Source organism: Anaerosporobacter faecicola, assembly GCF_012070565.1.
GTDB classification, from domain to species: domain Bacteria; phylum Bacillota; class Clostridia; order Lachnospirales; family Lachnospiraceae; genus Anaerosporobacter; species Anaerosporobacter faecicola.
Map to the genome: position 1 here is coordinate 100,648 of NZ_JAAQRO010000023.1, position 25,368 is coordinate 126,015.

22 protein-coding genes are annotated in these 25,368 nt (G+C 38.1%); 3 read left to right on the top strand and 19 right to left on the bottom strand.

The features are described 5' to 3' along the window. Positions 1-12: 12 nt before the first annotated feature. The 13 genes from HBB17_RS10305 to HBB17_RS10365 all read right to left on the bottom strand — a co-directional run bounded on the left by HBB17_RS10305 (position 13) and on the right by HBB17_RS10365 (position 14,523). Positions 13-1,146 (bottom strand): 4Fe-4S dicluster domain-containing protein, encoded by a 1,134-nt coding sequence (locus tag HBB17_RS10305; protein WP_167957412.1) that lies wholly within the window; start codon positions 1,144-1,146, stop codon positions 13-15. 82 nt (positions 1,147-1,228) lie between these two features. Further along, on the bottom strand, positions 1,229-1,795 hold the full coding sequence (locus HBB17_RS10310; RefSeq protein ID WP_167957413.1) for a TetR/AcrR family transcriptional regulator: 567 nt from the start codon (positions 1,793-1,795) through the stop codon (positions 1,229-1,231). A gap of 350 nt (positions 1,796-2,145) precedes the next feature. Then, positions 2,146-3,729: a putative ABC transporter permease subunit gene (locus tag HBB17_RS10315; protein WP_167957414.1), complete on the bottom strand. Its 1,584-nt coding sequence runs from the start codon at positions 3,727-3,729 to the stop codon at positions 2,146-2,148. Further along, a complete protein-coding gene (locus tag HBB17_RS10320) occupies positions 3,722-4,435 on the bottom strand; it encodes an ABC transporter ATP-binding protein (protein ID WP_167957415.1) in 714 nt (237 codons plus the stop codon). The genes HBB17_RS10315 and HBB17_RS10320 overlap by 8 nt, the downstream gene beginning before the upstream one ends. An 84-nt stretch (positions 4,436-4,519) precedes the next feature. Next, complete coding sequence (locus HBB17_RS10325; protein ID WP_167957498.1) at positions 4,520-4,831, bottom strand: metal-sensing transcriptional repressor; 312 nt, start codon at positions 4,829-4,831, stop codon at positions 4,520-4,522. A 518-nt stretch (positions 4,832-5,349) separates the two neighbouring features. Next, positions 5,350-5,904 carry a chromate transporter gene (locus tag HBB17_RS10330; protein WP_167957416.1) on the bottom strand — a complete coding sequence of 185 codons (555 nt, stop codon included), beginning with the start codon at positions 5,902-5,904 and terminating at the stop codon, positions 5,350-5,352. Beyond that, a complete protein-coding gene (locus tag HBB17_RS10335) occupies positions 5,901-6,440 on the bottom strand; it encodes a chromate transporter (RefSeq protein ID WP_167957417.1) in 540 nt (179 codons plus the stop codon). The genes HBB17_RS10330 and HBB17_RS10335 overlap by 4 nt, the downstream gene beginning before the upstream one ends. A 264-nt stretch (positions 6,441-6,704) precedes the next feature. After that, on the bottom strand, positions 6,705-8,243 hold the full coding sequence (locus tag HBB17_RS10340; protein WP_167957418.1) for a glycoside hydrolase family 43 protein: 1,539 nt from the start codon (positions 8,241-8,243) through the stop codon (positions 6,705-6,707). A gap of 70 nt (positions 8,244-8,313) precedes the next feature. Continuing rightward, positions 8,314-9,285: a Gfo/Idh/MocA family protein gene (locus HBB17_RS10345; protein ID WP_167957419.1), complete on the bottom strand. Its 972-nt coding sequence runs from the start codon at positions 9,283-9,285 to the stop codon at positions 8,314-8,316. Positions 9,286-9,475: 190 nt separating this feature from the next. After that, the gene (locus HBB17_RS10350; RefSeq protein ID WP_167957420.1) at positions 9,476-9,898 is read right to left on the bottom strand and encodes an HIT family protein; all 423 of its coding nucleotides are present in this window, start codon (positions 9,896-9,898) and stop codon (positions 9,476-9,478) included. Between the two features lie 196 nt (positions 9,899-10,094). Beyond that, entirely contained in the window at positions 10,095-12,236 is a 2,142-nt protein-coding gene (locus HBB17_RS10355) for a glycoside hydrolase family 3 C-terminal domain-containing protein (protein ID WP_167957421.1), read from the bottom strand. 45 nt (positions 12,237-12,281) lie between these two features. Further along, positions 12,282-12,500, bottom strand: coding sequence for a hypothetical protein (locus HBB17_RS10360; protein WP_167957422.1), 219 nt, complete (start codon positions 12,498-12,500; stop codon positions 12,282-12,284). Continuing rightward, positions 12,475-14,523, bottom strand: coding sequence for an alpha-glucuronidase (locus HBB17_RS10365; RefSeq protein WP_167957423.1), 2,049 nt, complete (start codon positions 14,521-14,523; stop codon positions 12,475-12,477). The genes HBB17_RS10360 and HBB17_RS10365 overlap by 26 nt, the downstream gene beginning before the upstream one ends. 196 nt (positions 14,524-14,719) lie before the next feature. Here HBB17_RS10365 and HBB17_RS10370 point away from each other — a divergent pair, with 196 nt between their 5' ends. Further along, positions 14,720-15,592, top strand: a complete 873-nt coding sequence (locus tag HBB17_RS10370) for an AraC family transcriptional regulator (RefSeq protein WP_167957424.1) — start codon at positions 14,720-14,722, stop codon at positions 15,590-15,592. On the opposite strand, the gene HBB17_RS10375 is transcribed toward HBB17_RS10370, so the two are convergent. The 4 genes from HBB17_RS10375 to HBB17_RS10390 all read right to left on the bottom strand — a co-directional run bounded on the left by HBB17_RS10375 (position 15,587) and on the right by HBB17_RS10390 (position 21,040). Then, positions 15,587-17,524, bottom strand: a complete 1,938-nt coding sequence (locus HBB17_RS10375; RefSeq protein WP_167957425.1) for a sialate O-acetylesterase — start codon at positions 17,522-17,524, stop codon at positions 15,587-15,589. The two genes, HBB17_RS10370 and HBB17_RS10375, sit on opposite strands and share 6 nt — an antisense overlap. Positions 17,525-17,535: 11 nt before the next feature. Next, complete coding sequence (locus tag HBB17_RS10380) at positions 17,536-18,702, bottom strand: glycosyl hydrolase family 8 (RefSeq protein WP_167957426.1); 1,167 nt, start codon at positions 18,700-18,702, stop codon at positions 17,536-17,538. Between the two features lie 256 nt (positions 18,703-18,958). Then, positions 18,959-19,804 (bottom strand): tRNA 2-thiocytidine biosynthesis TtcA family protein, encoded by an 846-nt coding sequence (locus tag HBB17_RS10385; RefSeq protein WP_167957427.1) that lies wholly within the window; start codon positions 19,802-19,804, stop codon positions 18,959-18,961. Between the two features lie 114 nt (positions 19,805-19,918). Continuing rightward, positions 19,919-21,040, bottom strand: a complete 1,122-nt coding sequence (locus HBB17_RS10390) for a cysteine desulfurase family protein (RefSeq protein ID WP_167957428.1) — start codon at positions 21,038-21,040, stop codon at positions 19,919-19,921. A 405-nt stretch (positions 21,041-21,445) separates the two neighbouring features. Between HBB17_RS10390 and HBB17_RS10395 the strand changes: the two genes are divergently transcribed. Then, the gene (locus HBB17_RS10395) at positions 21,446-21,664 is read left to right on the top strand and encodes a hypothetical protein (RefSeq protein WP_167957429.1); all 219 of its coding nucleotides are present in this window, start codon (positions 21,446-21,448) and stop codon (positions 21,662-21,664) included. 81 nt (positions 21,665-21,745) lie between these two features. Here HBB17_RS10395 and HBB17_RS10400 read toward each other — a convergent pair whose 3' ends face one another. Beyond that, positions 21,746-22,231, bottom strand: a complete 486-nt coding sequence (locus tag HBB17_RS10400) for a Fur family transcriptional regulator (RefSeq protein ID WP_238483727.1) — start codon at positions 22,229-22,231, stop codon at positions 21,746-21,748. 403 nt (positions 22,232-22,634) lie between these two features. Here HBB17_RS10400 and HBB17_RS10405 point away from each other — a divergent pair, with 403 nt between their 5' ends. Next, positions 22,635-23,003, top strand: coding sequence for a metal-dependent transcriptional regulator (locus tag HBB17_RS10405; protein ID WP_167957430.1), 369 nt, complete (start codon positions 22,635-22,637; stop codon positions 23,001-23,003). Between the two features lie 170 nt (positions 23,004-23,173). Here the strand turns inward: HBB17_RS10405 and HBB17_RS10410 are convergent, their stop codons facing one another. Next, entirely contained in the window at positions 23,174-25,363 is a 2,190-nt protein-coding gene (locus HBB17_RS10410) for an ATP-dependent helicase (RefSeq protein ID WP_167957431.1), read from the bottom strand. Positions 25,364-25,368 lie beyond the last annotated feature (5 nt).

Here is a 25,368-nt window from a genome sequence, read left to right on the forward strand (position 1 = left end):
CTCCTCTGTACTTTAATCATTCAAAGAACCAATAAGTTCCATAACATTTTTCCCAGCGTGACAGTAATAGGAACACGTTCCACAATGCATACAACGCTCTTGTAACATTCCTTTTGCTTCTTGCCAATTTCCCTTTTCCATCGCTTTGATCATCTTATGTACGGGAAGATTCGCAGGACATCTCTTAGTACAAGCACCACATCCCTTACAAGGTTGCTCGTTTTGGTAGGACACCTTTGACTGGTATGCGATTATGTTCGTTTTCGGCGTCAACAACTCCTGTTCATCCATACGATGTGCCGACATGGCTCCTCCTCCAAGGTACATCGTAAGTTCTTGCTGTTCTCCATACACCGCTACTAATATGTCTCTTGCTCTCATACTATATGGTGCTCTTACCACCGTTGCTTGTGCCGTCTGCAAATTACTAACCGTCAGAAAACGTCCTGTATGCTTTTTCCCATGAAGCATATCATTGATCTGGTAGATTGTCTGCACATTCAGAACAAGAAATCCTTCTTTTGCAGGAATCTGCTTTCTTGTTAATTCTACACCTGTAAGGAACTGTATCAATAGATGTTCTTCTCCCATCGGATACTGATCGGGAACTCTTACAAATGAAATCATTCCTTCTTTTTTCTCTAAGAATTTCGTTGCTACTATGACATGCTTAATACCAAGGATTTTCACAACAGCACGTATTCCTTCGCAGATTTGTTGATAATGGTTTTGTAATAACCATTGATCATGTATCAAACCAGGATCGCATTCCACACCATTTACGATTAATGTTTTCCGTTCTTTCTTCGCTTCAAGAAAACTTTCCACTTTCGTAGCTGTTGAAAATCCATCTCCACTTAATCCGGTAATGGATTGCTCCTTCAATTGGCCAAGGAATTCTTCTTTGGTAAATGTTCCTCTTATAGAACCTTGACTCTTTCCATTCTGGTTTTTTACTATATCGGTATCCTCCATGAGGTTAACGAATGGAATTGCCTCCAATCCTGGCAGAATCTTAAGAATTCTCGTTTTAGCCGTACCTCCCCGTACACGCTTCCACTGTTTTCTCGCTTGCTTTTGATTCACACGAATTGCTTTATTCTTCCTACAGATACGTTTTGTAATAATTGGATACTCCTTCATCATATTTACACTCTCCTTATTATCTTCATTATTTTCCATTACGTTTGCTGCTTAACCTTTTGCTCGAAATGCTCTCAATCACCCATTATGGTATCAGATACGCCTCCATAAAATATGCAACATGCTTTTTTAGTTTGCTACGTAACTCTTCCTCTTCTTCTGGTACCGTATGATATAGAAAAAATGGTGCATATAATTCCATTGATAATACAACCGGATCTCCCTTTTTCATAATCTCCCCTTTCATCAGTTGTGCAAATATCTCTGCCTGCCCATAGATTGGCATATCAATAAAGATCTCTTTGTATCGCTTCGCCATATCTGGATTCTTAAATTGTTCTAAGATCAACATCTGGCGAAAACATTTGATCCACGGATCTTTCGTTTGGTAATCAAACATCTGCAAACACATATCGGGCAAATCAGAGGGTTGTATATGCTGCATATCTACTTTCTCATATTGTTGATGAAATCGTTCCATACTTTGCTTTACGATTTCATCAAAAATTGCTTGTTTGCTAGGAAAATGCTTATATAAAGCGCTGTCCCTTACTCCCACCGCTGCTGCAATTGTTCGGACAGAAACACTATCGAATCCGTGAATTGCAAACAGCTTTAATGATTCATCCAAAATTCGTTCCTTTGTTGTCATTCTACTCCCTTCCTATTCCCTAATCCATTCAAATCAAATTAGCATATAATGAATTCTTTCATACTATGGTTAGCAATTGCTCACCTTCTATCTATAGTATAGTGAGCGTTCGCTCACTTGTCAAGAAAAAAATAAAAAACCAAGAGAGCTACTAGCTATTATGAGACTTTTTCCTCCGTCTGCACTTCGTTTGTGGCAGATGCAATTGTCACAAACTTATGTACCGCTACGAGCGGCAAACAAGTGCGTACGTGTCTCTGTTAGATCGTAGCCCTCTCAGTTTTCCGTTAAAACTGGTTAGGTAAATAATTGTAATAGGGAGTTTCATAATGTGACTACCCTAAGATTTTCTAATCTAATTTTCTTAAATCCCAACTATTATTCCAATGATATAGGACAATGGTTAAAATTGTCATAATTAATATGGTCATACTGTAAACCAAGTTCAAATTCTTCGTTATTACCAAGAATACAACTGGTATAACCAATGCAACGATATTCATAAGAAGTACCAGAAACGAAGCTCCACTTTGTTTCACAACCGTTGTCTCTGACTCCCATTGAAACATTGGCATATGCAGATTGATGGTAATTCCCAAAACAGAAGTAAAGAAACTATATACAAGTGGAATACCGATCAAATACAGACTCGTTAGCAAATCTCCCTTTACAGAAAAAAGAACAAAGATTTCTGATATGAAAATCGCTGGGAGTGCAACTGTCAGATTCACCATAATCTTGCTATCCAAGATTACTTTGGTAGGTACTGGCATGGTCTTTGGAATCCACCACTGTTTCCCTTCTATTGAAATAGAGCACCCAGTTGTCGAGTTAACACAGCACATTGCTGCTAATGCAAAAGGAAGATAATTCGTCAATACATGTGGAATCTCCATTACCTTCTCTACCTCTTCGACTCCAACAAAACATATGGCAACACTCATTGCAATTAACATCAGATATCCGATTGCTGTATTCATTACATAAACGCCTGAAGAGATATACCTCTTAATTTCCTTTTTATAGAATGCCATTCTTATCGAATTGCTCTTTAGTTCCTGCATAACATAATTGTTCTTTGTATTGGTTGCATGAATGGCATTACAAATTGTTACGTACAATCGCTGAACAATCTCTACAAATAAGAGGAATATACCGATCGATATACCCGCAAAACCCATATACGCTCCATAATTTTGTTCTGTTACTCCAAGAGAAAACAGTTTTGCTGGTGGATATATTTGATAGATGATATCTGCTATATGATTGGACAAATTGGCAAGGTCATTCTGTGTCATACCTTCTGCACTTTGACCAGAAATAATAGAAAAAGCGATAGCACCAGCTGTCAATGCGAAGGAGAAAAAGATGATTGCCAAATTCTTATGACGCATTCTTGAGCCAACCCCAATCACAATGGCACCAATGGCTGTTGCTATAGTAATCGGAATTAATGGTAATAAGAAAACACCGAAACTCATCATGACGTAAAAAGAAATACCAGGTTTTTGATCCATTCCATAAATGATCATTCCTGGAATAATCGCTAATAAACTTAATACGGCATTGCCAACATATATACTAAGAAATCGGCTGGCTACAATCACCCTTGGGGAGATCGGCATGGAGATCAGAAGGTCATACGTATGGATCTCAAACAAGATACTTCCCGCTTTCAATAAAGAAAATACTAAGATGAAAATGCTTGTAATGGTAACTAAATAAGCAGGAATGATCTGTGCATAGCCAATCTGGGTTAATCCATAAGACAGCATAGTAAAATACGTAATTCCCATTCCTATTAAGAGCAATCGAACAATACTCATTAGCCAAACATTTCGAATCTTCTTTTTGTCCTTTGAATAACGTGCAACATTAATTCCCCCCATGTTACACATATTCACCCAAACAAGTTTTCGGATCTGATTAAGCATGACTCACCACCTCCATGAAAACATCTTCCAAGGACTGTCCATGGGTTAGCTCTTCTGTTTTTCCTGTAACAACTAATTTTCCATTCTTAATAATCGCAATCTTATTACACAATCTCTCTGCTACATCAAGTACATGTGTAGAGAAAAAGATTGCACTACCCTCTTCACATAGTTGACGCATATAAGATTTCAATATAACCGCTGCCTTTGGGTCAAGTCCAACAAATGGTTCATCTAAAACCAGTAGTTTCGGTTTATGGATCAAAGCAGAGATAATTGCTAGCTTCTGTTTCATACCATGAGAGTAAGAAGAGATCAAATCCCCTAGCGCACTTGTAATTTCAAAATCGTCGGCGTATTTCTTGATTGCTTCTTTTCTCTCTTTTGCTGGCACCTGATAGATATCTCCAACAAAATTCAAATACTGTATACCGGTTAAGTGCTCATACAGATCTGGATTATCTGGTATATATGCTGTCTTTTTTTTACACTGTAATGGTTGCTCGGTAATGGATTGTCCATCAATGGTAATCTTGCCTTCATCGAAATCAATGATTCCAACCACCGCTTTGATCGTCGTTGTTTTTCCAGCTCCATTATGACCAATAAAACCAAAGATATCCCCTGATTCAATTGTCAAGCTAAGATTGGAAACGGCTTCTTTCCCCCCTTTATATCTCTTTGTCAGATTTTGAATCGTTAACATAATAACCCCTCCATTTTCTTTTGTTTAATACTATACTATTCTATTCCAACCAACTCATTCTTCTATCCCACATATACCCGAATCTTACTTAACAAACTTATCAATGGCATCGGATAGACGATGAATTGCAAGATGATCTTCCTCTTCAATTGCTTCCACTATGCAATGATTTAGATGATTCTTCAATACTACTTTACCTGTATTATTAATAGCAGAACGAACAGCCGCTAATTGAATTAAGACTTCACTACAATCCACATCATTTTCTACCATTCGTTTTACTGCTTCCATATGACCAATCGCTCTCGACAATCGATTAAGAACTGCTTTTTTATCCTCCGGACTATGTATATGCATATGTTCCTGATGTTCATGCGCTATATGTTCCTGATGCATACGTTCGTGTTGCTTTTGCTTAATCAACTCTTGCTGATTCCATTCTTTTCGCACTTGTGCTTTCTTTTTTTGTATATTTTGTTCTTCGTTTTCCATTTTTTGTTGTTCTATATGATCCATTTCACACCTTCTTTTTTGCTACCTATCTCCTCATTACAGAGGAATCAAATTCCCAGTTGATTACAGTAACTCTAGGAATATATATAACTCTAAATCTTGTTACTCTAGTATTATACAGAATCTTTTGGTATTTGCATAGGTGCTATTGTTCGGTGTCTATTTCTGTATCCATGTGTTACAATTACGGTTCATTTCTATACATGACCTTTCATTGTTTTGTTAGTTAATCGATACCGTTTTCCCATAATCGTTGGTACTTTATTACCTAACATATATATCTTATTCCTTCATTATAACAACTTATATATTACAAACAATGGATTCCTGGTTGACTTTAGTTGATAAAGTCAACCGATATGCTACTTATATTCGAACTAATGAATCCACTCTTACGATCCTTAGTGAACCAAATACCCAAAAAGAATTCCGATCACTCCCGAAAGCACAATCACAAGGATCGGGTGTTTCTTTTTATATAATAAGAAACCAGCAAGGATCATAATCCCTACGGATATACCATTTTCGATAGAAAGCCGTTGTTGTCCGTTATGAAGAAAAACGGATTGTCCAATAGATAAAGCTGCTGCTGCAATCAACCCTACCACTGCTGGGTGCAATCCATTCATTGCTCCTTTTACAATTTTACTTTCTTTAAAGCGTTCATATCCTTTAGCAACCAGTAAGATAATGAGAAATGATGGCAGTACAACACCCGTTGTTGCGCAGAAAGCACCAGGAATGCCACCTACTACTCTACCTACATACGTAGAAACATTCACAGCAAAAGGTCCTGGTGTACTTTCACTTACCGCAATAAAATTAACCAGATCCTCCATCGCCATCCAGTTATGGGCGAGAACTTCTTTTTGAATCAAAGGAAGCATGGCATATCCCCCACCAAAGGTAAAGAGACCAATCTTAAAAAATGTTACAAATAACGTCAGTAAGATCATACAGACTCCTTTCTTGATGAATAGAGGTACCCCACAACTCCACACACAATTAGAAGAATAACCGCACTAACCGAGAGAAATCCTGTACAAACAAATGTCACTACCATAATGCTATAACTAAACCAATTCTTTCTACACTGTCGGAATAACGATAAACTTGCATTAACAATCAACATAAGTACCCCTGCACGAATTCCTTGAAATGCATATTGAACAGCCTTTAATGCTTCAAACTGTCGTAGAAAAAAAGAAATGGTTAAAATAATGAAAAACGAGGGTAATACAACACCAAGTGTAGCCATCGCAGCTCCCAAAAATCCGCCTACCTGATATCCTACAAACGTTGCACTATTAACGGCAAAGGGACCTGGTGTTGACTCAGAAACAGCAATGATATCCATCATATCTTCTTCACTTATCCAGCCACGATCTACCACTTCCCTGCGAATCAGCGGAATCATGGCATATCCACCCCCAAAAGTAAAGCCGCCTATTTTTAAAAATGTTAGAAATAACTGTACTCGATGATTTTTCATCAATGTGCCTCCTTCGTATAATACAGAACAATTTTACACCCCGTAAGCCTATTCTTCAATCTTAGAAAACAGAATCTGTCGACTGGATTAACATACGAAGTGCACTGGGCTTTCACTACATAAAAAACTGCAATAGGAAAATAAATACGTTTGTATCTATTTTCTATCCTATCGCAGTTTTTTATTTATCCTATATCAATTTTTATAAATACTATCGTCATTTTTCCAAAATATACGATTAATACAACCTCACTAAGCTTTCCTCTATTTTCCTTCGTAGGAAAGCCAATGAAAATCGGCAAAGCCAGTACCTTCTTTTCCATTCGATGTAATATACATTCCAATGGTGCAGCCTACGAATCCGCCTGCAACTTCCGTACTTAGAGCGGTAATATCTTCTTTCTCTACAAGCAGCATATCCTGACCATTTTGTCGATATCGTATCGTTACTTGCTCCTCTTCTCCAAGGAAAACAAATTCAATTGGCCCTTCCTCCACTAACACTTTTGCCAATGAAATCCGTTCCTCTTTCTTCCGCATCTCTGCTTTTACATATGTCTGCCCATCTTCCTTACAAGCAAATGCTGTTATATAGTATTCATTGCTTTGTAGTAGTGCCATTCCCGCTTCTTCTGATTCTACGATACTTGGACGCATACGGGTGGATGCACGAAAACAATGGTGCTGCTGTCTTATGCTAGCATAAGTTGAACTTACCAGATCATCCATTCTTTCTTTTCTTGCATACAATCGAAGTACCCCTTCTCCGGTCCTTCTTTCATATGCACTTTCATCGGGATTATGTAAGAATATAAATTGTGGTTCCCATTCTTTCTCATAAAAATGATAGCAAGATGGTTCGAATATGGTCTCCCGTTCCTCAAGGGGAACAGTCACAGTCTCTGTGATACAACCTTCCATCGGATTCACAACAGGCCACCCATCTTCCCATTCCACTTTTGCCAAGAACGTTTCTCGTCCCATATTACAATATCCTTGTTTTGGTCTAGAAGCAAGTAACACCATATACCATTCTCCATTTTGATCCTGAACAAGATCACCATGTCCTGTATTGGTAATTGGATACGACCTTCCAAAATGCCGATGGGTTACAATTGGGTTTTGTGGGCAGGATTGGTATTCTCCTAGAAGAGATTTGCTTCGTGCGATAGTAATGGAATGTTCAAAACCCGTACCGCCTTCTGCAATCATTACATAATAATATTCCCCAATCTTATATAGATGTGGTCCTTCTACCCAATTTGCATGTTTCATAGACCCTCTCCAAAGAACTTTTGATTCCCCTAAGAGTTTTCCTTCATTTAAATCTATTTCTTGAAGCCAAACTTCGCAATCTCCCCAGTATTTCTCCCCTTCTGAATTCGCACGTTGTCCCACATAATATGCAGTTCCGTCCTCATCAAAGAATAAGCTAGGATCAATTCCCTGGGCATCTTTTAGAAAATACGGCTCTGACCAAGGTCCCGCAGGATTGGTTGCTGTTACATAGAAGTTGCCACCTCCACCAACATTGGTGGTGATCATATAGAAGATTCCCTTATGATACCGAATACTTGGTGCAAAGATACCTCCTGAATGCCATTGTTCATCAAGGGAAATCTGACTTTTTCTGTTCAACACATTACCAATCTGTCTCCAATTCTTTAAATCTTTACTATGAAAAATAGGTACACCAGGGAAATAGGTAAATGTTGAATTCACAAGATAAAAATCTTCTCCTACTGCACAGATTGAAGGGTCTGGATAATATCCTGGTCGAATTGGATTATTCACTACTGTCATTTTATGTTCCTCCAACTTTATATGTATTACGGCTTACGCATTCTCTTCTATTACGTAAGCCATTACCTGCCTATTTATCACATGGATAGATCACGCCCCATTGTTTTCTTAAGGAATCCATGAGTTCCATAATCTTAATACTCTCCGCATGTGGCATCTGTGGACACTCCAGTTCACCTTGTTCAAGTGCTTCTTTACAGGCTTCTACTTCATATTCATAGCCTGTGATCTGATCATCAAAACGTTCTTTATGAAGCAAAACATCTTGTGTATTAAAGACACGGATTTCTTCGCAATTATTAATATTCTGGATTTCCATATAACCTTTTGTACCACTGATCACACCACCACGATTCGTTCGAGCCATAAAGGTACTATGAAGAGAGGCTATCTTCCCATCTCCATACAGTAGGGTAATGGAATTCATAGAATCCACACCTTGTTTTGTTATGATTGCCGTGGATGATACCCTCTCATAATCGGAACCAAATACCATGCAAGCAAAATTAATCGGATATACACCAAGGTCTAAAAGTGCACCTCCAGCAAGTTCTGGTTTCTGTAATCGCTCAACGCCTTGTATACAATAGCCTAGGTTTGCCGTAAGGGAAGTCACTTCTCCAATCATTCCTTCTTCAATTAATGCCTGTATTCTAGTACGGCTTGGCATGTATCTCGTCCAGATTGCTTCCGTTATGAATACTTGTTTTTCCTTTGCAAGAGCAAAGATTTCTCGTGCTTGTGCAGCATTTGCAGTAAATGCTTTTTCGCACAATACAGGTTTTTTATACTCGATACATAACTTTGCATGTTCATAATGATGGGAATGTGGTGTTGCAATATAGATTAAATCTACCTTCTCATCCTGTACCAATTCTTCGTAAGAACCAAAAGCCTTTGAAAATCCATTTTTCTTAGCAAAGGCATCTGCTTTACTTTTCTCTCTTGATGCCACAGCATACCCTTCGACATCTTTCATCTGATTAATCGTATTTGCCATTGTCTGTGCAATTTTTCCTGCTCCTAGAATTCCTATTCTCAATTTTATCTCCTTTTATCAATCCTATTTTCTAAACCTTGTATGTGTCCCACATACTTCATACCTTTTTGTGCTTTAATATTAGAACAAAGTATCTGCGACACTCTCGTGTGGACTTTCCTATTATAGAATAAAAAAGTCCCTCAAAAACACAAGTACACTCAAGTACTTTATGTTTTTAAGGGTCACCTTTTTATTCCATAGCGTTACGTAATTGTTGCGCTAATTCTTCGCATTTTGCTTCATCAATCATAACTTTTCCGCTATTCATGGTAAATGTACCACCCCATTCACTTCCACCTTCATACTTCGGTACAAGATGAAAATGTAGATGATGACCAGTATCTCCATACGCTCCATAATTGATCTTATTTGGTGTAAATGCTTTGTGCATCCCGCGTGCAACTTTTGCAATCTCAGCAAAATATTGATTTCTTTCTTCATCTGTTAAATCAATCAACTCACTAACGTGTTTTTTATGAGCAACAATGACACGACCTGGATTGCTTTGTTCCTTAAATATGTATACATAGCTACCATCGAGTTCCATTGCCAGATATCCAAACTTTGCTACTAACTCACCTTGCATGCAATACGCACAATTTTGATCTTTCATTCAATAAATTCCCTTCTAGTCCTTATATTTTGCCATATTTAAATTAGGGTCCCTAAGTCTTCGCTCTAGTCCATTCGTCAGATTTAAGGCTTTCATATACCTAATTGTTAGAAAACTTCCTAACTTTTATCCTACCATATTTTCATCGAAATAACTACCCTAATCCTTGCATTCACCGACAAAATCCTGTTCTTTCTTAGGAACAAGAAACGGTTACTCTTCTTGGTGCCTTTTTCATCAGTTCAATGCTACGTTCATCTGGCTGTGACTCTCCAACGTAGATCGTGTATGTGCCAGGAAGTACTTCTCGTATTCCTTCTTCATTACAAAGTGCAAATGCTTCTTTTGCCACATGTAAGGTTACGTTCTTCTCTTCTCCTGCTGCAAGAGCAACCTTCGTAAATCCTTTTAGTTGTGCATTCGGTGTTCCTGGTCGTTCTGCTTTTATATAGACCTCAATCGTTGCTCGACCTTCCATCTCTCCCGTATTCGTAATGGTACAGGTAAGGTCAATACCTTCTTCATGGAGCTCTCCACTGGAAGTTTTCAATTCAGATATCTCAAAATTGGTATAGGACAAGCCATAACCAAATGGATATAGTGCTTCCTGTTTCATATATCGATACGTCCGATTTTTCATGGAATAATCCGTAAATGCTGGAAGTTCTTCTGTTGTATGATAAAAGGTAATTGGAAGTTTTCCTTCAGGTGAATATTCGCCAAATAGTAATTCTGCTATGGCTCTACCACCTTGTGCACCTGGATACCAGCCTTGGACGATTGCAGGTATGTGCTCTTGTGCCCAATTGATTGCTAAAGCACTACCAGACAACAACACAAGTACCACTGGCTTTCCAGATTCTCCAATAACTTTTAAGATTTCTTCCTGTAGACCTGGCAGATTTAGATTTGGTTTATCTCCACTTGCATATTGATTTCCTTCATCTCCTTCTTCTCCTTCTAAACCAGAATCCAATCCCATACATGCAATAATTACATCGCTTTCTTTACAGATTCCACGTACTTCTGCTATACGATCATTTTCTTTTCCAAGTCCACTGATTCGATCCTTATATAGATGACACCCTTCCGAATATAAGACACGAACCTCATCCCCAAGATAATCCTGTATTCCTTCATTAATCGTAACATAACGAGAAGCAGTTCCTTCGTAATTTCCAACTAACGCTCTACGATTATCCGCATTTGGACCAATAATACCAATTGTTTTTAGATTTTCTTTCTTCAATGGAAGCAGATGGTTCTCATTCTTCAAAAGTACAAGTGTCTTCTTGGAAGTTTCCAGATTCTTAGCTTTCATCTCTTTGGAATCTACAACAGAGTAGTTGATTACATTGTATGGTACTTGTTTTGGATCATCAAACAATCCTAGTTTCATACGTGTTGTGAATAAACGTTCTACTGCTGTCGTCACCTGTTCTTCTGATACTTTTCCTTCTTTTACTGCTTGTGCAAGATATAAGAAGATGTTCCCACAGTTCAGATCACACCCCATGGAAACGGCTAATGCAACGGAATCCACTGCTGAGTCTGTCACATGGTGATGCTCATGGAAGTCTTTGATTGCCCAACAATCGGATACCACATGTCCATCAAATCCCCATGTTCCACGAAGCGTATCTTTTAGCAAGTACTTGCTTCCACAACATGGTTCTCCATTGGTGCGGTTATATGCACCCATTACGGTTTCCACCTTTGCTTCTTTGACACATGCTTCAAATGCTGGAAGATACGTCTCCCATAAATCCTGTTTGCTTATTTCGGCATTGAACGAATGTCGAACATCTTCAGGTCCAGAATGTACTGCAAAATGCTTTGCACATGCTGCAGTCTTTAGATAATTCTCATCTCTTCCTTGTAAGCCCTGTACATAACGTACACCCATTCTAGAAGTTAGATAAGGGTCTTCTCCATATGTTTCATGACCACGTCCCCATCTTGGATCACGGAAAATATTCACATTCGGTGCCCAGAATGTTAATCCTTTGTAAATATCCGTATCTCCAAATTCCTGTTGCATATTGAATTTTGCTCTTGCTTCTGTTGATACCGCATCCGCAACTTCTTCAACTAATTCTTCATCAAAACTAGCTGCCAAACCAATGGCTTGTGGGAAGATTGTAGCAACTCCCGCTCTCGCAACCCCATGTAGTCCCTCATTCCACCAGTTATAGGAAGGGATATTAAGACGATCGATTGCAGATGCACTATGAAGCATCTGAAAACATTTTTCCTCCAAGGACATCTTACCAACTAATTCTTTTGCTCTTCTTTTGTATTCCATAATTTTATCTTGATTTTGTACACATTTTGTCATTGTATTCTCACCTTTCTGTTTTGTATAATTTTTTATTGTTCTGTTTCATCTTTCTTGTATTTCTTTTTCTTGTATTTCTTTTTCTTGTATTTCTTTTTCTTGTATTACTTTTATCTGTTTTTCTTTCATACTGTTTACTCTTCTTTTTCTTATGTTATTCCGTTTTTTCTTTTGTTTCTTCCCTCCTAGGTATTCTCTTCGATGATGGTCATGTATGATTCTATAACCATCACATGTACTAGTAAATCCTTCGATTCCTCTCATCTTCTATTCCTGATTTTCGATAGAAGTAGGTATTAATTTGATCCCGCCATTCCTTTGCACTTCTTAACTGTTCCTCCATGCGTTCTTCTATTCGTTGACTCACCAGATTGGGCAGCTCCTGTTTCACTCGTTGGAAATCATTTATCATCTTTTCTACTTCATCTACACCTTGAAAATGCGTATCATAGATATGCTGTATCACGGTCTTTCCAGAATGTAAAACATGGGTATATGGAACATGATGAAAGAATAATAGCAATTCATCTGGACAAGTATCAATCGTATTATAGAGACTTGCTAGGGGTTCCTTGTACAGTAAGGCATACCCCGTTCCAAGGTTACTGCGATCTACTCCGATTCCTATATGGTCCGCACGATGATACGTTCCCCATCGATCGTATTCATACCCATCCACATTCGGACCATAATGGTCCCTTGGATTCACCATCCAGCCGATACCAAGTGGTGCTGTATAGGATTCATAGACTTGCCATGATTTCATCAGTATATCCGTCAATGTGCTTCTTACTTCTTTCTTTCCTCCATAGGTCATAACAATCCATTCCTTGAGAATATCTTCGGCCGAAACCTCTTTATCAAATGCCATTCGGCCAAATCCATAGAGATTTGCTGCTGCCAGATCATGTCCTGTCCAATTACTATCATTTCCTGTGTTTGCAACCGCTGCAATTCCACAGCGCGTCTGCCCATATGCATTATCTCCGATTAAGTCTCGAATCGTATCCTTTGTCTGTCCACAGTACGTATGGAATTGCAGTATCTGTTCAAACATTGGTAGGAGATAACAGATATGTTTCTGCTGCCCGGTATATTCCTGTGCAATCTGTACCTCCAACATCTGATTCGTTTTATGTAATGCACCAAATAAAGGAGAAATCGGCTCTCGTACTTGAAAGTCCATCGGTCCATTCTTAATCTGTAAAATTACATTTTCTGCAAATTGTCCATCAAGAGGCTGGAAATGATCGTATCCTGATCTTGCTCGATCGGTCTTCTTATCTCTCCAGTCCTGCATACAGTTGTATACAAAACACCGCCATATAATTGTTCCACCATATGGAGCAACTGCATTCGCAAGCATATTCGCACCTTCCGCATGGGTTCTTCCATATGTAAACGGTCCAGGTCTTCCCTCGGAATCTGCCTTTACCAAAAATCCACCTAGATCAGGTATATAGGCATATACCTCCCTCATCTTATCTTTCCACCAATTGCAGACCTTTTCTTCACATGGATCAGCAAGGGTAAGTTCTCCTAGTTCCATTGGTGCTGCGAAATTCAGACTAAGATATAATGCAATACCATATTCTCGAAAAATTTCTGCCACATCTGACAAGGATTTTAGATAGGTATCCGTAATCAGCCTTGTAGCTGCATCCTTAACATTTACATTATTAATCACCGTTGCGTTAATACCAACGGATGCCAACAGTCTTGCATACATGCGTGTCCGTTCATTCCGTACGATTTGATTATCTTGAAAAAAGAAGGAATCTCCTGCATATCCCCGCTCAATACTACCATCTAGGTTATCCCAATGGTTCAGCATGCGATAAGGAATATCTGGTTTCTTAGTTACCTCCCAATTCTTAAGCGGTAATGCTTGTTGCAATCTTCTTATAATCTCGAAAACACCATATAAAAAACCTGTTCCTTCTGCCGCTTCTAGATACAGCGCAGCGTCTGATGTCCATATATGATAGCTTCCCTTTACTTGATTCTTATTTAGAACAAAATAAATTCCTTTGTTATCTTTCTGTTCTTCTGCTTGCTGCTTTTCCTTTTGTTTTTCTTGTTGTTCTTCTTGCTGCTTTTTCTGTTGCTCTTTTCCCACTGCTTCTAACGCAAGCCCAAGAATCTCTTTTGTTGCAATTATCAGTTCTTTCTTCGCTGTCATAGTGACCAGATCGATGGTTTCTCCATGAATCTTCGTAAAATATATCTGATTCTCAAATTGCTCGATCCTTTTATACGCTAACCACGCATATTCGAATTCACTCATTATCTTTTTCCTCATATTTTCTAAAGATTACCCACTCACGCGACTCCAGCTGTATTGAAAGCCATAAATATCACAAGAAAGGATGTTCATTCTCATAAAAATAAAGTATAATCATCCAAGTAAGGTCTTATTATAAATCGGCATAAATACTTGTTGCTTACTCAAATCTGCCGATTACAGAAAGGACATGTGAACTATGATTGAAGCACTACACGGAATTCAAGAAACCGTATTATATCATGATATGCCCGGAATTAAACTATTTCTTAATCGTGAGCAAGAGAATTATCCTCCTCATTGGCATACTGCAATGGAGATCATTATGCCTTATGAGAATTCCTATACCATATGTATTGATCAAACTCTACATACTGTAGAAGAAGGTGAGATATTCCTCATTGCACCTGGTACTATCCACCAGCTTCTTGCACCACCATCAGGAGCACGCTTGATCCTACTTCTGGATTACTCAATTGTATGCAATGTGAATGGAATGGCTGCGTTGCTTCCAAGCCTACGTCCATTTGTTCAGATTAATAAAACGGAAGATCAGATCCTTCTTCCTACGTTGCAAAAAAAGTTGAACCACATTCGTACAGAGTATGAACAGCCTTCTCCTTTTATGGAAGCAAGCATTAATGCATATATTCTGCAATTCTTTGTTGCACTCGGACGATATGAAATGAAAACCGTAAGACGATTTCTTGATGTTACACCTACCAAACAACACGAATACATTGAGACATTCATGAAAGTCTGTACCTACATAACGGAACATTGCGCTGAGAATATCTCCGTGGATGATCTGGCAGAATTCGCAGGATTTAGTAAATTTCATTTTATTCGGTTATTTAAGCAATTTACAAATGTTACCTGTTATGAATATCTGGTACAGAAACGGATTGAATTAGCAGAACGTCTCTTGATCGAACCAGAATTATCCATTACAGAAATTGCAATGCGTTCTGGATTTGGTAGTCTGTCTTCCTTCAATCGTGTCTTCAAAACAGCCAAGAATTGCACGCCTTCCGAATATAAGAAATTGAATACCAGCCACAAATCGCTATAAAAGCTGTCGCTCAAAAGGTGCCATCGGGAGTCCCTCCTCATTATACAAGATGGCACCTTTTGGTGTATTTCCATGACAATACCTTAGAGAAACTGGTGTCGTTTGATGTGGCCACCGTATCGTTATTTGATTCTTCTCAATGTCCGCTTTTACTTGTTCATATCGTCCATCTTCTCCTGCGACTTCAAAATCAATCACCGGATTCTCTGTTTCTTTCCTAGTGAACCGATCCTTCACATATAGCATCTTCGCATGTTCACATGTAATTAGAATGTTCCGGTTATCTCTTCCACGTTCTATCGTAATAGAACCGATTCGTGGTCCGCTGTATTCCAAATCATAACCATATAACTTGGCACATGCAATCTTGGCTAATCGTTCCCCTACTTCCTTCTTATTCAATGGATGGAGATCATTATCTTCCCCTAGATCAATCCCGCAAGCCATTCCAGTGTAAGGAAGATCCAATATCTTTTCTTGTTCCTCTCGTAATTTGGGCCACCCACTCGTATCTTCCTCTAGATCAATGGAGAAATTGGGTAATTGTACATAATAGAATGGTAAATTCTCCTGTTGAAACAAGGTTCGGTAACCAGAGAGTAACGCACGCATCAATTTTCCATACTGCATAGGCTCATCTGTATTTCCTTCGCCTTGGTACCAAAGTATTCCTTTTATACCATATTTCCTGCAAGGTGCTACCATTCCATTATATAATCCTGTCGGCTTCCAATTCACAAAATCCGTAGGTGGAATCTGCTTTGCGGTAGCTCCAATTCGATAGTACCAGTTTCCTTCTAAACTTACACAGGATTCCTTCTTCTCAGGAGAACCTGTGAACACCTCATATTCTCTCTCTGGTGTCACCCTTCCTTCTCCATTCTCAACAAACAAACGAATGGTAATGGTATTATCCCCTACGCGAAGGATCCCTTCTGGTATGGTATATTTACGAGGTGGATACTGGTATGGAGTTCCACCTATATAAATCCCATTGATATAAATTTCATCCCGATCCACCATTGTTCCCAACCAGAGATTGGCTTCTTTTCCAACCATTTCTTTGGGAATGGTAACTATTTTTTGTAGCCAAACTACACCAATAAATCCTTCTAAAGGTGTATGACAGAACAATTGCGGCAGATGAATTACATCCCAGGAATCCAGGTCTGTTTCCTGTTCATACCATCTATGATGCATTCCCACATCCCGGTGCTCTAGGCTGTCATACCAAGCATTTGCTTGCCTTTCATTTTTTCTAATCTGTTCCTTTACAAAGGTATCGTCTCCATACTTGCTAGCAAGAGCAAGATCCACAGGGAACTCTTTTAACATTTCTTTGCTCATCCATGACTGAATTCTGGAACCACCTAAACTTGTATTGATCAAACCAATTGAAACTTTCGTACGTTTCGAAACTTCTTCTCCAAAAAAGTAAGCTGTTGCTGAGAATTTTTCTATATTCTCAGGTGTCGCAATACTCCAAGAAGCCTTCTCCACAGTCTCACATGGATTATGAAAATCACTATGTTCTACTACCTTCAATTCCCGTACCCTATTACTTGGGTGACGAATTACTTCCGGATAGCAATCTTTCACACGTTCCATTGGCAGTTCCATATTCGACTGGCCAACACAAAGATATACATCTCCTATACAGACATTTTCTATTGCAACTTTTTCTCCTACATCATTTTTCACTTGTATTCGACAGTTTTCTTGTGCTTCACCTGTGTATAAAGTCACTTCCCACTTCCCACACGAATCGGCAATCGTACTTTTTTCTGCAAGCACGATTTCTTCCTTCTGTATCTTCATAAGTTTGAAATGAACCGTAGATTCAGATTTGCTCGTTCCCCAGATGGTAATCTCAGACTCTCGCTGTAAGACCATCCCCTCTCCAAACAGGTTATCGAAACGCAATTGTTCCATTGTTTTTCCTCCTACCATATTTGATACTTCCCGCTTAATGCAAGAAATGCAAATAGATACAGGCAATTATCATAATATCTTCGATCTCCCGTCCGTAGTGGTAAATGATAGAATGTCTTCACCCATTCCATTGCATAACGACCATAATCCTCTGTTTCTGTCCTCTTACAATCAACCGATGCTAATGATGCAGCAGCCGTGGTTGCAATTAATGCCACTGGGTGTCTAGCTGGTTCTTCTATCTCTCTTCCATCAATTTCATATGTCATTAATTGTTCAAGCTTTGTATGCTCTTGAAAAAATGTTTGAATCTTACCTGCACAGTCACATTCCCAAGAATCTGCACCAAACCAAGCGTAGTCTAATCCAATATTTAGAGCAGTCCGATAGGCATCACTATAAAACAAGTCGTGTCGTTCTCCATGCCACATCTTTTCTCTATGAGGAGTCCCATCATATTCTGCATATTCCGCACATAATCCTGTAATTGGATGACATGCTTTTTTTAGATATGCCCGACTACAGGCAGCTGCTTTCTTCCAAAATGCACGATCTTCTTCCTCAGCCCATAATGCAAATAACTCATAAAAATGTGGTAGATGATAGCTTGGGTCAGTAAAATCACAACCTGGAACGAATTTGATTAAATGATTGGTAGGGTCCCACATAGGGGAACCGTCTTCCTTCTCCCCTTTATGTATACACTCTCGCAACAAGGCTTTTGCTTCTTTTGTGTATTGAAAAATACCATCTCCATCTCCCCACCGATGGGAAGCAAAGAATAATGCCATAGCAAAGTATTCTTCTCCATCGGGAGCCGGACCTGTAGCATTCTTCCTTCCATCGAGTGAACAAGACCATGCAAAATATCCTTTGTTTCTGCCTTCCGCATTCCACATATACGTCTTTGCCCATTTCCAGATTCGGTCAAACTCTTCCTTCTTATCAAGTTGCACACACATCATCATGCCATAGGACATTCCCTCTGTACGCACATCATGATTTCCAGTATCCGTCAGGTAACCCATGTCCATACCTACTTCTTCATAGAATCGTTCCTCTTTCGTTCCATAGAATATGGTTTGAAATATCTCTTCCAGACGTTGCTCAATTTCTTTCTTTGGTATTCCCGCTTCTTCAAACAGATTTCGGACCGTTATCACCTTATGCTCTACCATTGGAACCTTCTCCTTTCCAATATCGACGATTACTTCATTTGTCGACTTATAATAACTATAGCAAAATCTGTTTTCCCATTCTTATAAAAAATTGCGAATCATTTCTTATATATTGCTAAGCCATTCTCTTCATTCATAAATGACGATACAAAAAGCCCGTAAACAAGGATTTTCAAAACATTCTACTTGTTTTGTATCTTTGTTTACGGGCGTACAATACTATATTCTATTGTGGATGATTACCTATCATTTACTCTTACTCACGCTCATAATCATCCAAAAAGCTGTGTTCTACTCCTTTTTGCTTATATCCTATTAAGGTATCTAGACTTACATTATGAATGCTGTTAAAGATATTATTCTCAATTGCTTTATTGTCCTTTTTCAATTTCTTAATGAGCTGTTTTACTTCTTGACGTTTCGAACCACCGCCACCATTGTCACATAACGTACAATTTTCAGTAAATCGACAAGCACATTGTATGAATTCTAAGTCATTATAGTTTTTCCATGCAATGATATCCTCTTCCAAGATACAATACATTGGACGAATCAATTCCATTCCTTCAAAATTCGTACTATGCAATTTCGGCATCATCCCTTGAATCTGTGAACCATAGAGCATTCCCATTAGTGTTGTTTCGATCACATCACTTTTATGATGCCCAAGAGCAATTTTATTACAGCCTAATTCTTTGGCTTTGCTATAGAGATTTCCTCGACGCATCCTTGCACATAGATAGCAAGGGGATTTATCAATTTCATTTACAATATCAAAGATCTCTGTTTCAAATATTACGATTGGTATCTCCAATAGCTTTGCATTGCTTTCAATTTTCTGACGGTTAATTGGATTATAACCTGGATCCATGACAAGAAACGTCACTTCAAATGGTATATCCGTGATTCTTTTTAACAATTGCATCAATTTTGCCAGTAACATGGAATCCTTTCCACCTGAAATACAGACCGCAATGTGATCACCCGGTTGAATCAATTCATATCGTTTAATTCCTTGCACAAATGGTGTCCAAATCTCCTTTCGGAACTTTTTATTAATGCTTCTTTCAATCATTTGACATGCTGTTAGTTCTCTACTCATGTTTCTTGTACATACTCCTTTTTCTCTATTTGAATTTCATTATTATTTACATTTACTGTTCGTTCTCTCATATGCTGATAATGCAATGGTCAGAAAGTATTTTTCCTCTAAATACTACGGATTCAACGCTTCTACGCAGCTTCTCAAACAACGTAGGAATTCCTCTAATTCTTCCTTCGTTGTTTGGTGACTCATACTGATTCGGAAGGACGATATTGCCCGTTTCTTATCCTTCGTAAGAAGAAAAACAGGTTTTGACGGTGTTTTCTTCACTGCACAAGCTGATTTTGCTGATAAACACACGCCTTGTTCTGCTAATCGCTCCTGCATTTCATAACCACGAATTCCCGGAACGCTAATGTTCAGAATATGCGGAACACTTGTACTTGGGCTATTAATCATGACCGATTCCATCTTCTGCAATTCTCTTCGTAGATAGGTATTATTTTCTCTAACGCAAGCAAGCCGTTGTTCATATTCCGTAACAGCAAGTTCGATTGCTTTTTCCATAGCAGCTGCCATTGCAACTACAGGAGTTCCACTTCGATACATAGTCGTACTAACACCTCCATGAATCAAGGGTTCCATAATACAAGTTTTTCTTCTCAATAAGATACCACATCCATTTATTCCAAAGAATTTGTGTGGAGTAAAACTTATGGTATCACCACATTGAAAATTATATTGTACTTTTCCCAATGCCTGTGTCGCATCCACATGTAGATGACAATTTGGATATTCCACAAGGATCTTAGCAATCTCTTCTACAGGCTGACCAATTCCTAGTTCACTATCTACTGCACATACCGTAACTAAAACCGTATCCTTACGTAATAATTCACGTAAATGTTCACAGTCAATCTTCCCTTCCTTCGTTACAGAAACTAAATCAATCTCATATCCTTGTTCCTGCAGATAGGTTAACGTTCCACTTACAGAGGAATGTTCTAATCCCGATGATATAATATGTTTTCCAATATGTCGGCTCGTTCTGGCAATTCCTTTAATCGCCATATTGTTCGATTCACTTGCTCCTGATGTATAGATAATCTCCTGTTCCTGCAGATTCAACAACTGCGTAATCTTCTCTGTAACACAATCCATCTTCTCTTTCGCTGCAAATCCAAGTGGGTGAAGAGAATTCGGATTACCAAAATATGTTTGATTTGCTTCACAAAATTCTGCCAATACTCGCTCATCTGTGGGAGTATTGGCAGCATAATCTAGATATACCATTTTCCTTGCCTCGTTTTCTATCTCTTTATATATTGTTGTTATGATAAGGATACTTTAAATCCTATCCTCTCGATCATACAAATTTTCATACAATCATGAACACGCTATCTATTTTTTATTTAATGATTCATGTCATTTTTGTCTATATGTTTTATAGGAATAGTAGTATTATAGCATAAATGATTCCTAGGAAGCAATAACTTATATATACTTCTAAGCACGGAGTTGTGTAAAAGAGCTGAAACGATGCATTCAAGGTAATTTCCCTTAAAATAACACTTGACTTTAAAGATGCTTTATTGTGTATAAACAACTTGATCATTTTACGAAAGGACATCATTATGAATCTACAGACAGATAAGATCAAATCATTATATCATAAGTTTCTATTTCCCTCTTCTACCAATGGGAGTTAATGTTTTATCGTCCTACTATCTGCAATCAACTTTACGAACAAAGGAATCACTTATTCTTTCCTTACTTCGTAATATATTCCTAAGTGGAATCTGTATTCTTGTTTTACCGATTTTTCTCCCTGCGAATACCTTATGGATTATCATGCCAATCGTAGAATGTTTCGTTTTTCTATTAAGTCTTCCTTATTTGTTAAAAGAATATAGATAGGATTTAAAAAAAATCTCCAATGAATGGAGGTCTAGTGTAGACAACCTATGTCTATCACTGGACGTTCTATTCCTGAAGATTTTATTTATATACGCAACTCTCTTCTTTTTCATCCATATGTATGGAGGTGATCATCTGGTGTTTTACATATCCATAACTGGTCAAACCAGCCAAAATAATTTCGTTCCATTTCTTTGCTGACAGGAGATAAGCCGTTCCATCATCCAATGTAATGGTGTACTGTTTATCACTTGTGCATTCTTGTGAATATAAAACTTTATACATATTGCTTCGATTGATGGCGCCAATCTCTTCTAACGTATTCACCATACGATACACAGTTGCTTTCCCGATATTCTCATCTATTTTTGAGGCTTTATAATAAATCTCCTTACAGCAAGAACACTCCTGTTGCAGTATGATATCTAGAATAAGTAAGCGTTGTTGCGTGATACGACAACCACTTTCCTTTAATTTTTCTATAATGCGTTCCTTTTGCATCTCTGAACGATGATAGCTTCTTCGCTCTTGCATTTCTTTACCAGAACAGGTACATTGTGTTGCCATTTCTTTCACTCCTTTCTTCCTTAAACCTTTCTATATACGTTACATAATAATTCATTGTATGAATGAACTCACTACTTTCGTATCTCATGTGCTTTTCTTATCAACCATTCTTTTACATATACTGATCCTATACAGAGTCCTACACTTCCCATAAATACAACTTCCATACACATGACCTCCTCACTTTTAAATGGTATTCGTTGTCATTTGTCTTCTATGGTTAGTATAACCTAACATTTATTCGTTGTCAATAACTTTCAATTCAAAATTCCTGTTCATGCGTTGCACAAGGCCAAAAACTATGCTATACTAACAAAAGATTGAACAAACGAACTAGTCCAAAGAGCGTGCTACTCTTACGTAGCAACGCAAATGACTAGCAATGAATGTATTGGAGGTTACTATGCACATTAACGAATCAGCTGAAAATTATCTCGAAACCATACTCAGATTGAGTAAAACCCTCCCTGTCGTACGTTCTGTTGATATAGCGAATGAACTCAATTTCAAGAAATCCAGTGTTAGTGTTGCTATGAAAAATCTTCGCGAGAATTACTATATAACAGTAACGGAGGCTGGTTTTATCTACCTTACAGATGCTGGAAAAGAGATTGCTGAGATGATTTACGAAAGACATGATATTATATCCAATTGGCTAGAATCCATTGGTGTAAGTAAGGAAACTGCTTCTGAAGATGCTTGTAAGATGGAACATGTTCTTAGTAGTGAAAGCTTTACAGCAATCAAGAAGTATATTCATGCGAACCAATAATAAACTTTACGAACAGAGATCTCAAAAACCCAGTACAGGAATACGTCAATTGCTACTTGTCGTTTTCCTGTACTGGGTTCTTATTTTCTATATATACGTTTTATCTTATTAACGCAAACTTCACAGTTCAATTGCTGCCCTGAAGGGTTATCCTAAGGCATTTTCAGCAATTAATGTGTTCCTAACTCTTCTAGCTCACTAAACAGTTTCATAAATTCTTTCTCTCCATAATCTTCAAAGAGTACCGTAATCATATCTGCATCTTCTTTAACTACCACGCCAAGCCCATACTTTAGGTGTCGAACATTTCGTTTTGATTGTGTATCCTGCGTTTCTTTCTGTTTCACTTCAGGACTAACCGCGATCTGTATAGAATCTTTCTCCTTCTCAAACGCAATTTCTCGATTTTTCATAATCTGCCGTTTCAAATCTTGAAGATTCACTTTTTCTTGCTTTCTTGTCTCATTCTCTACTAATTTACGGGGAATCATATTGAGATAGAAACTTGCTCCCTTTGCTACTCGGTTCTGCCCTGAACTTGTATAATAAGAAAGCTCTAATTGATCCTTCGCACGAGTAATTCCAACAAAGAACAATCTTTTTTCTTCCTCTTCCTCTTCTTCATCCCTACAGTGTAGCGGAATGAGTCCATAATTCACTCCAATGATAAAGACATAAGAGAATTCTAATCCTTTTGAAGCATGTAGGGTCATTAATTTAACGGAGTCTTTTTCACTATGAATGGAACGAGATATAATTTCTTTCCCATATAGAGTCGAAGCATTGAGAAATTCCCGTAGTCCCTGTTGAGGCTCAAGTGATTGCTCATCTACGAATTCCTCCATTAATGCAAGAATGGATTGAATCGCTTCTTTATCTTCCTGATATGTTGCTGCTGTCGGATGAAGATAGTAATTCAAGTGAAAATACTCCTGTATACCAAAAATCCAGTTCTTCTTGCTAATATTTGTATTCGCCTGTTGAAGATACTTTTCTTGAAATTCTAGCATTTGGCAAAGTATATCCGGTTCTTTGTACTTTTGAGGTTCTTCCTTTTTTTCAAGATATGCAAATAACGGTAACGTCGTCTCAGCTTTTTTTCCCCCATATTCTCTGATTCTTTTCCTTGCACCTTTTTCTGTGATTCCTATTCCATAATTAGGATCACAAAGTACAGCAATCCCAGACGCCAGATCTTGTGGATTAATTGAAAAACGTAATACCCGTATGAACCAGTTTAGTACCGGAATATCCTTGATTGTTTTCTTAAGAGAAACTTCAATCGGGATTTCTTCTCTTTCAAATACCTGCTCTAGTTCCTCTGATTGGTTCTGCAATCGATAAAAAATTGCAACATCAGAATAGGGAATTCCACTAGCATGGAGTTTCTTAATCTTCCTCGCCAGATAGTCAGCTTCCTGAAATGCATTATAATGATTTTTTACTATAATTTTATTACCAGTTTCTCGTATTCCCACCAAATCATTTCCATTTTGTAGAAATACTTTCGCAGCTTCTAAGATGGATGTACTGGAGCGATAATTAATAGGCAACGATAATTCCTTCGCCTGGTATTCTTCTTTCCAACGCCGAAAAACATCGAAGGTACTACCTCGCCAACTATAAATAACCTGATTCGGGTCCCCTACTGCAAAGAGCTTGGTATCCCTACCTCGAAGATGATTCAGTAATGCAAACTGCCTCGCATCACAATCCTGTACTTCATCCACAATGATCCATGCAGGCTTCCAATGACTCGATTCCTTTTGTAATAATTGATCACTTATCTTTAGCAAGTCCACAAAGTTCATCTTATTCAAACGAATCTTCTCTTCCGTTAATCGTTTTACTAACACTGAAAGATCATCTTGATACCGCTGATCCTCTTCTAGTAAATCTTCTCGTTCAAACGCTTGTTCCAACCGCTTCTTTAATCGATTCTTGTATTTGATGGTTAATTTTTCTTCCTGAAGAATGGACAAGGCTAGATCAACTTCTTCCTCTGGGTCCATAACGAGAAATTCCCTTGTATATCCGAATTGTTCTATAGGTAATTGTTCCTTAAGGAGATGAAGGGCAACGCGGTGAAAGGTCCCAAACCCTTGTAGTTCTTCCACTGACAAGTTCTCCTCTTGTTTTCTCAGTCGTTCCTTAATCTCCTCTGCTGCTTTATTCGTAAAGGTAAGTACGACCATGTCTTTATAAGGAATCTGTTTTTCATAATGTAAATACAGGATTTTTGAGATCAATACGGTTGTCTTACCACTACCTACCTGTGCATTGACAAGACAAGCCTTACTATCCTCGAGAACAGCCATCTGCTGATACTTATTTAATTGTGAGAAGTCCTGTTCTCTCATACTTT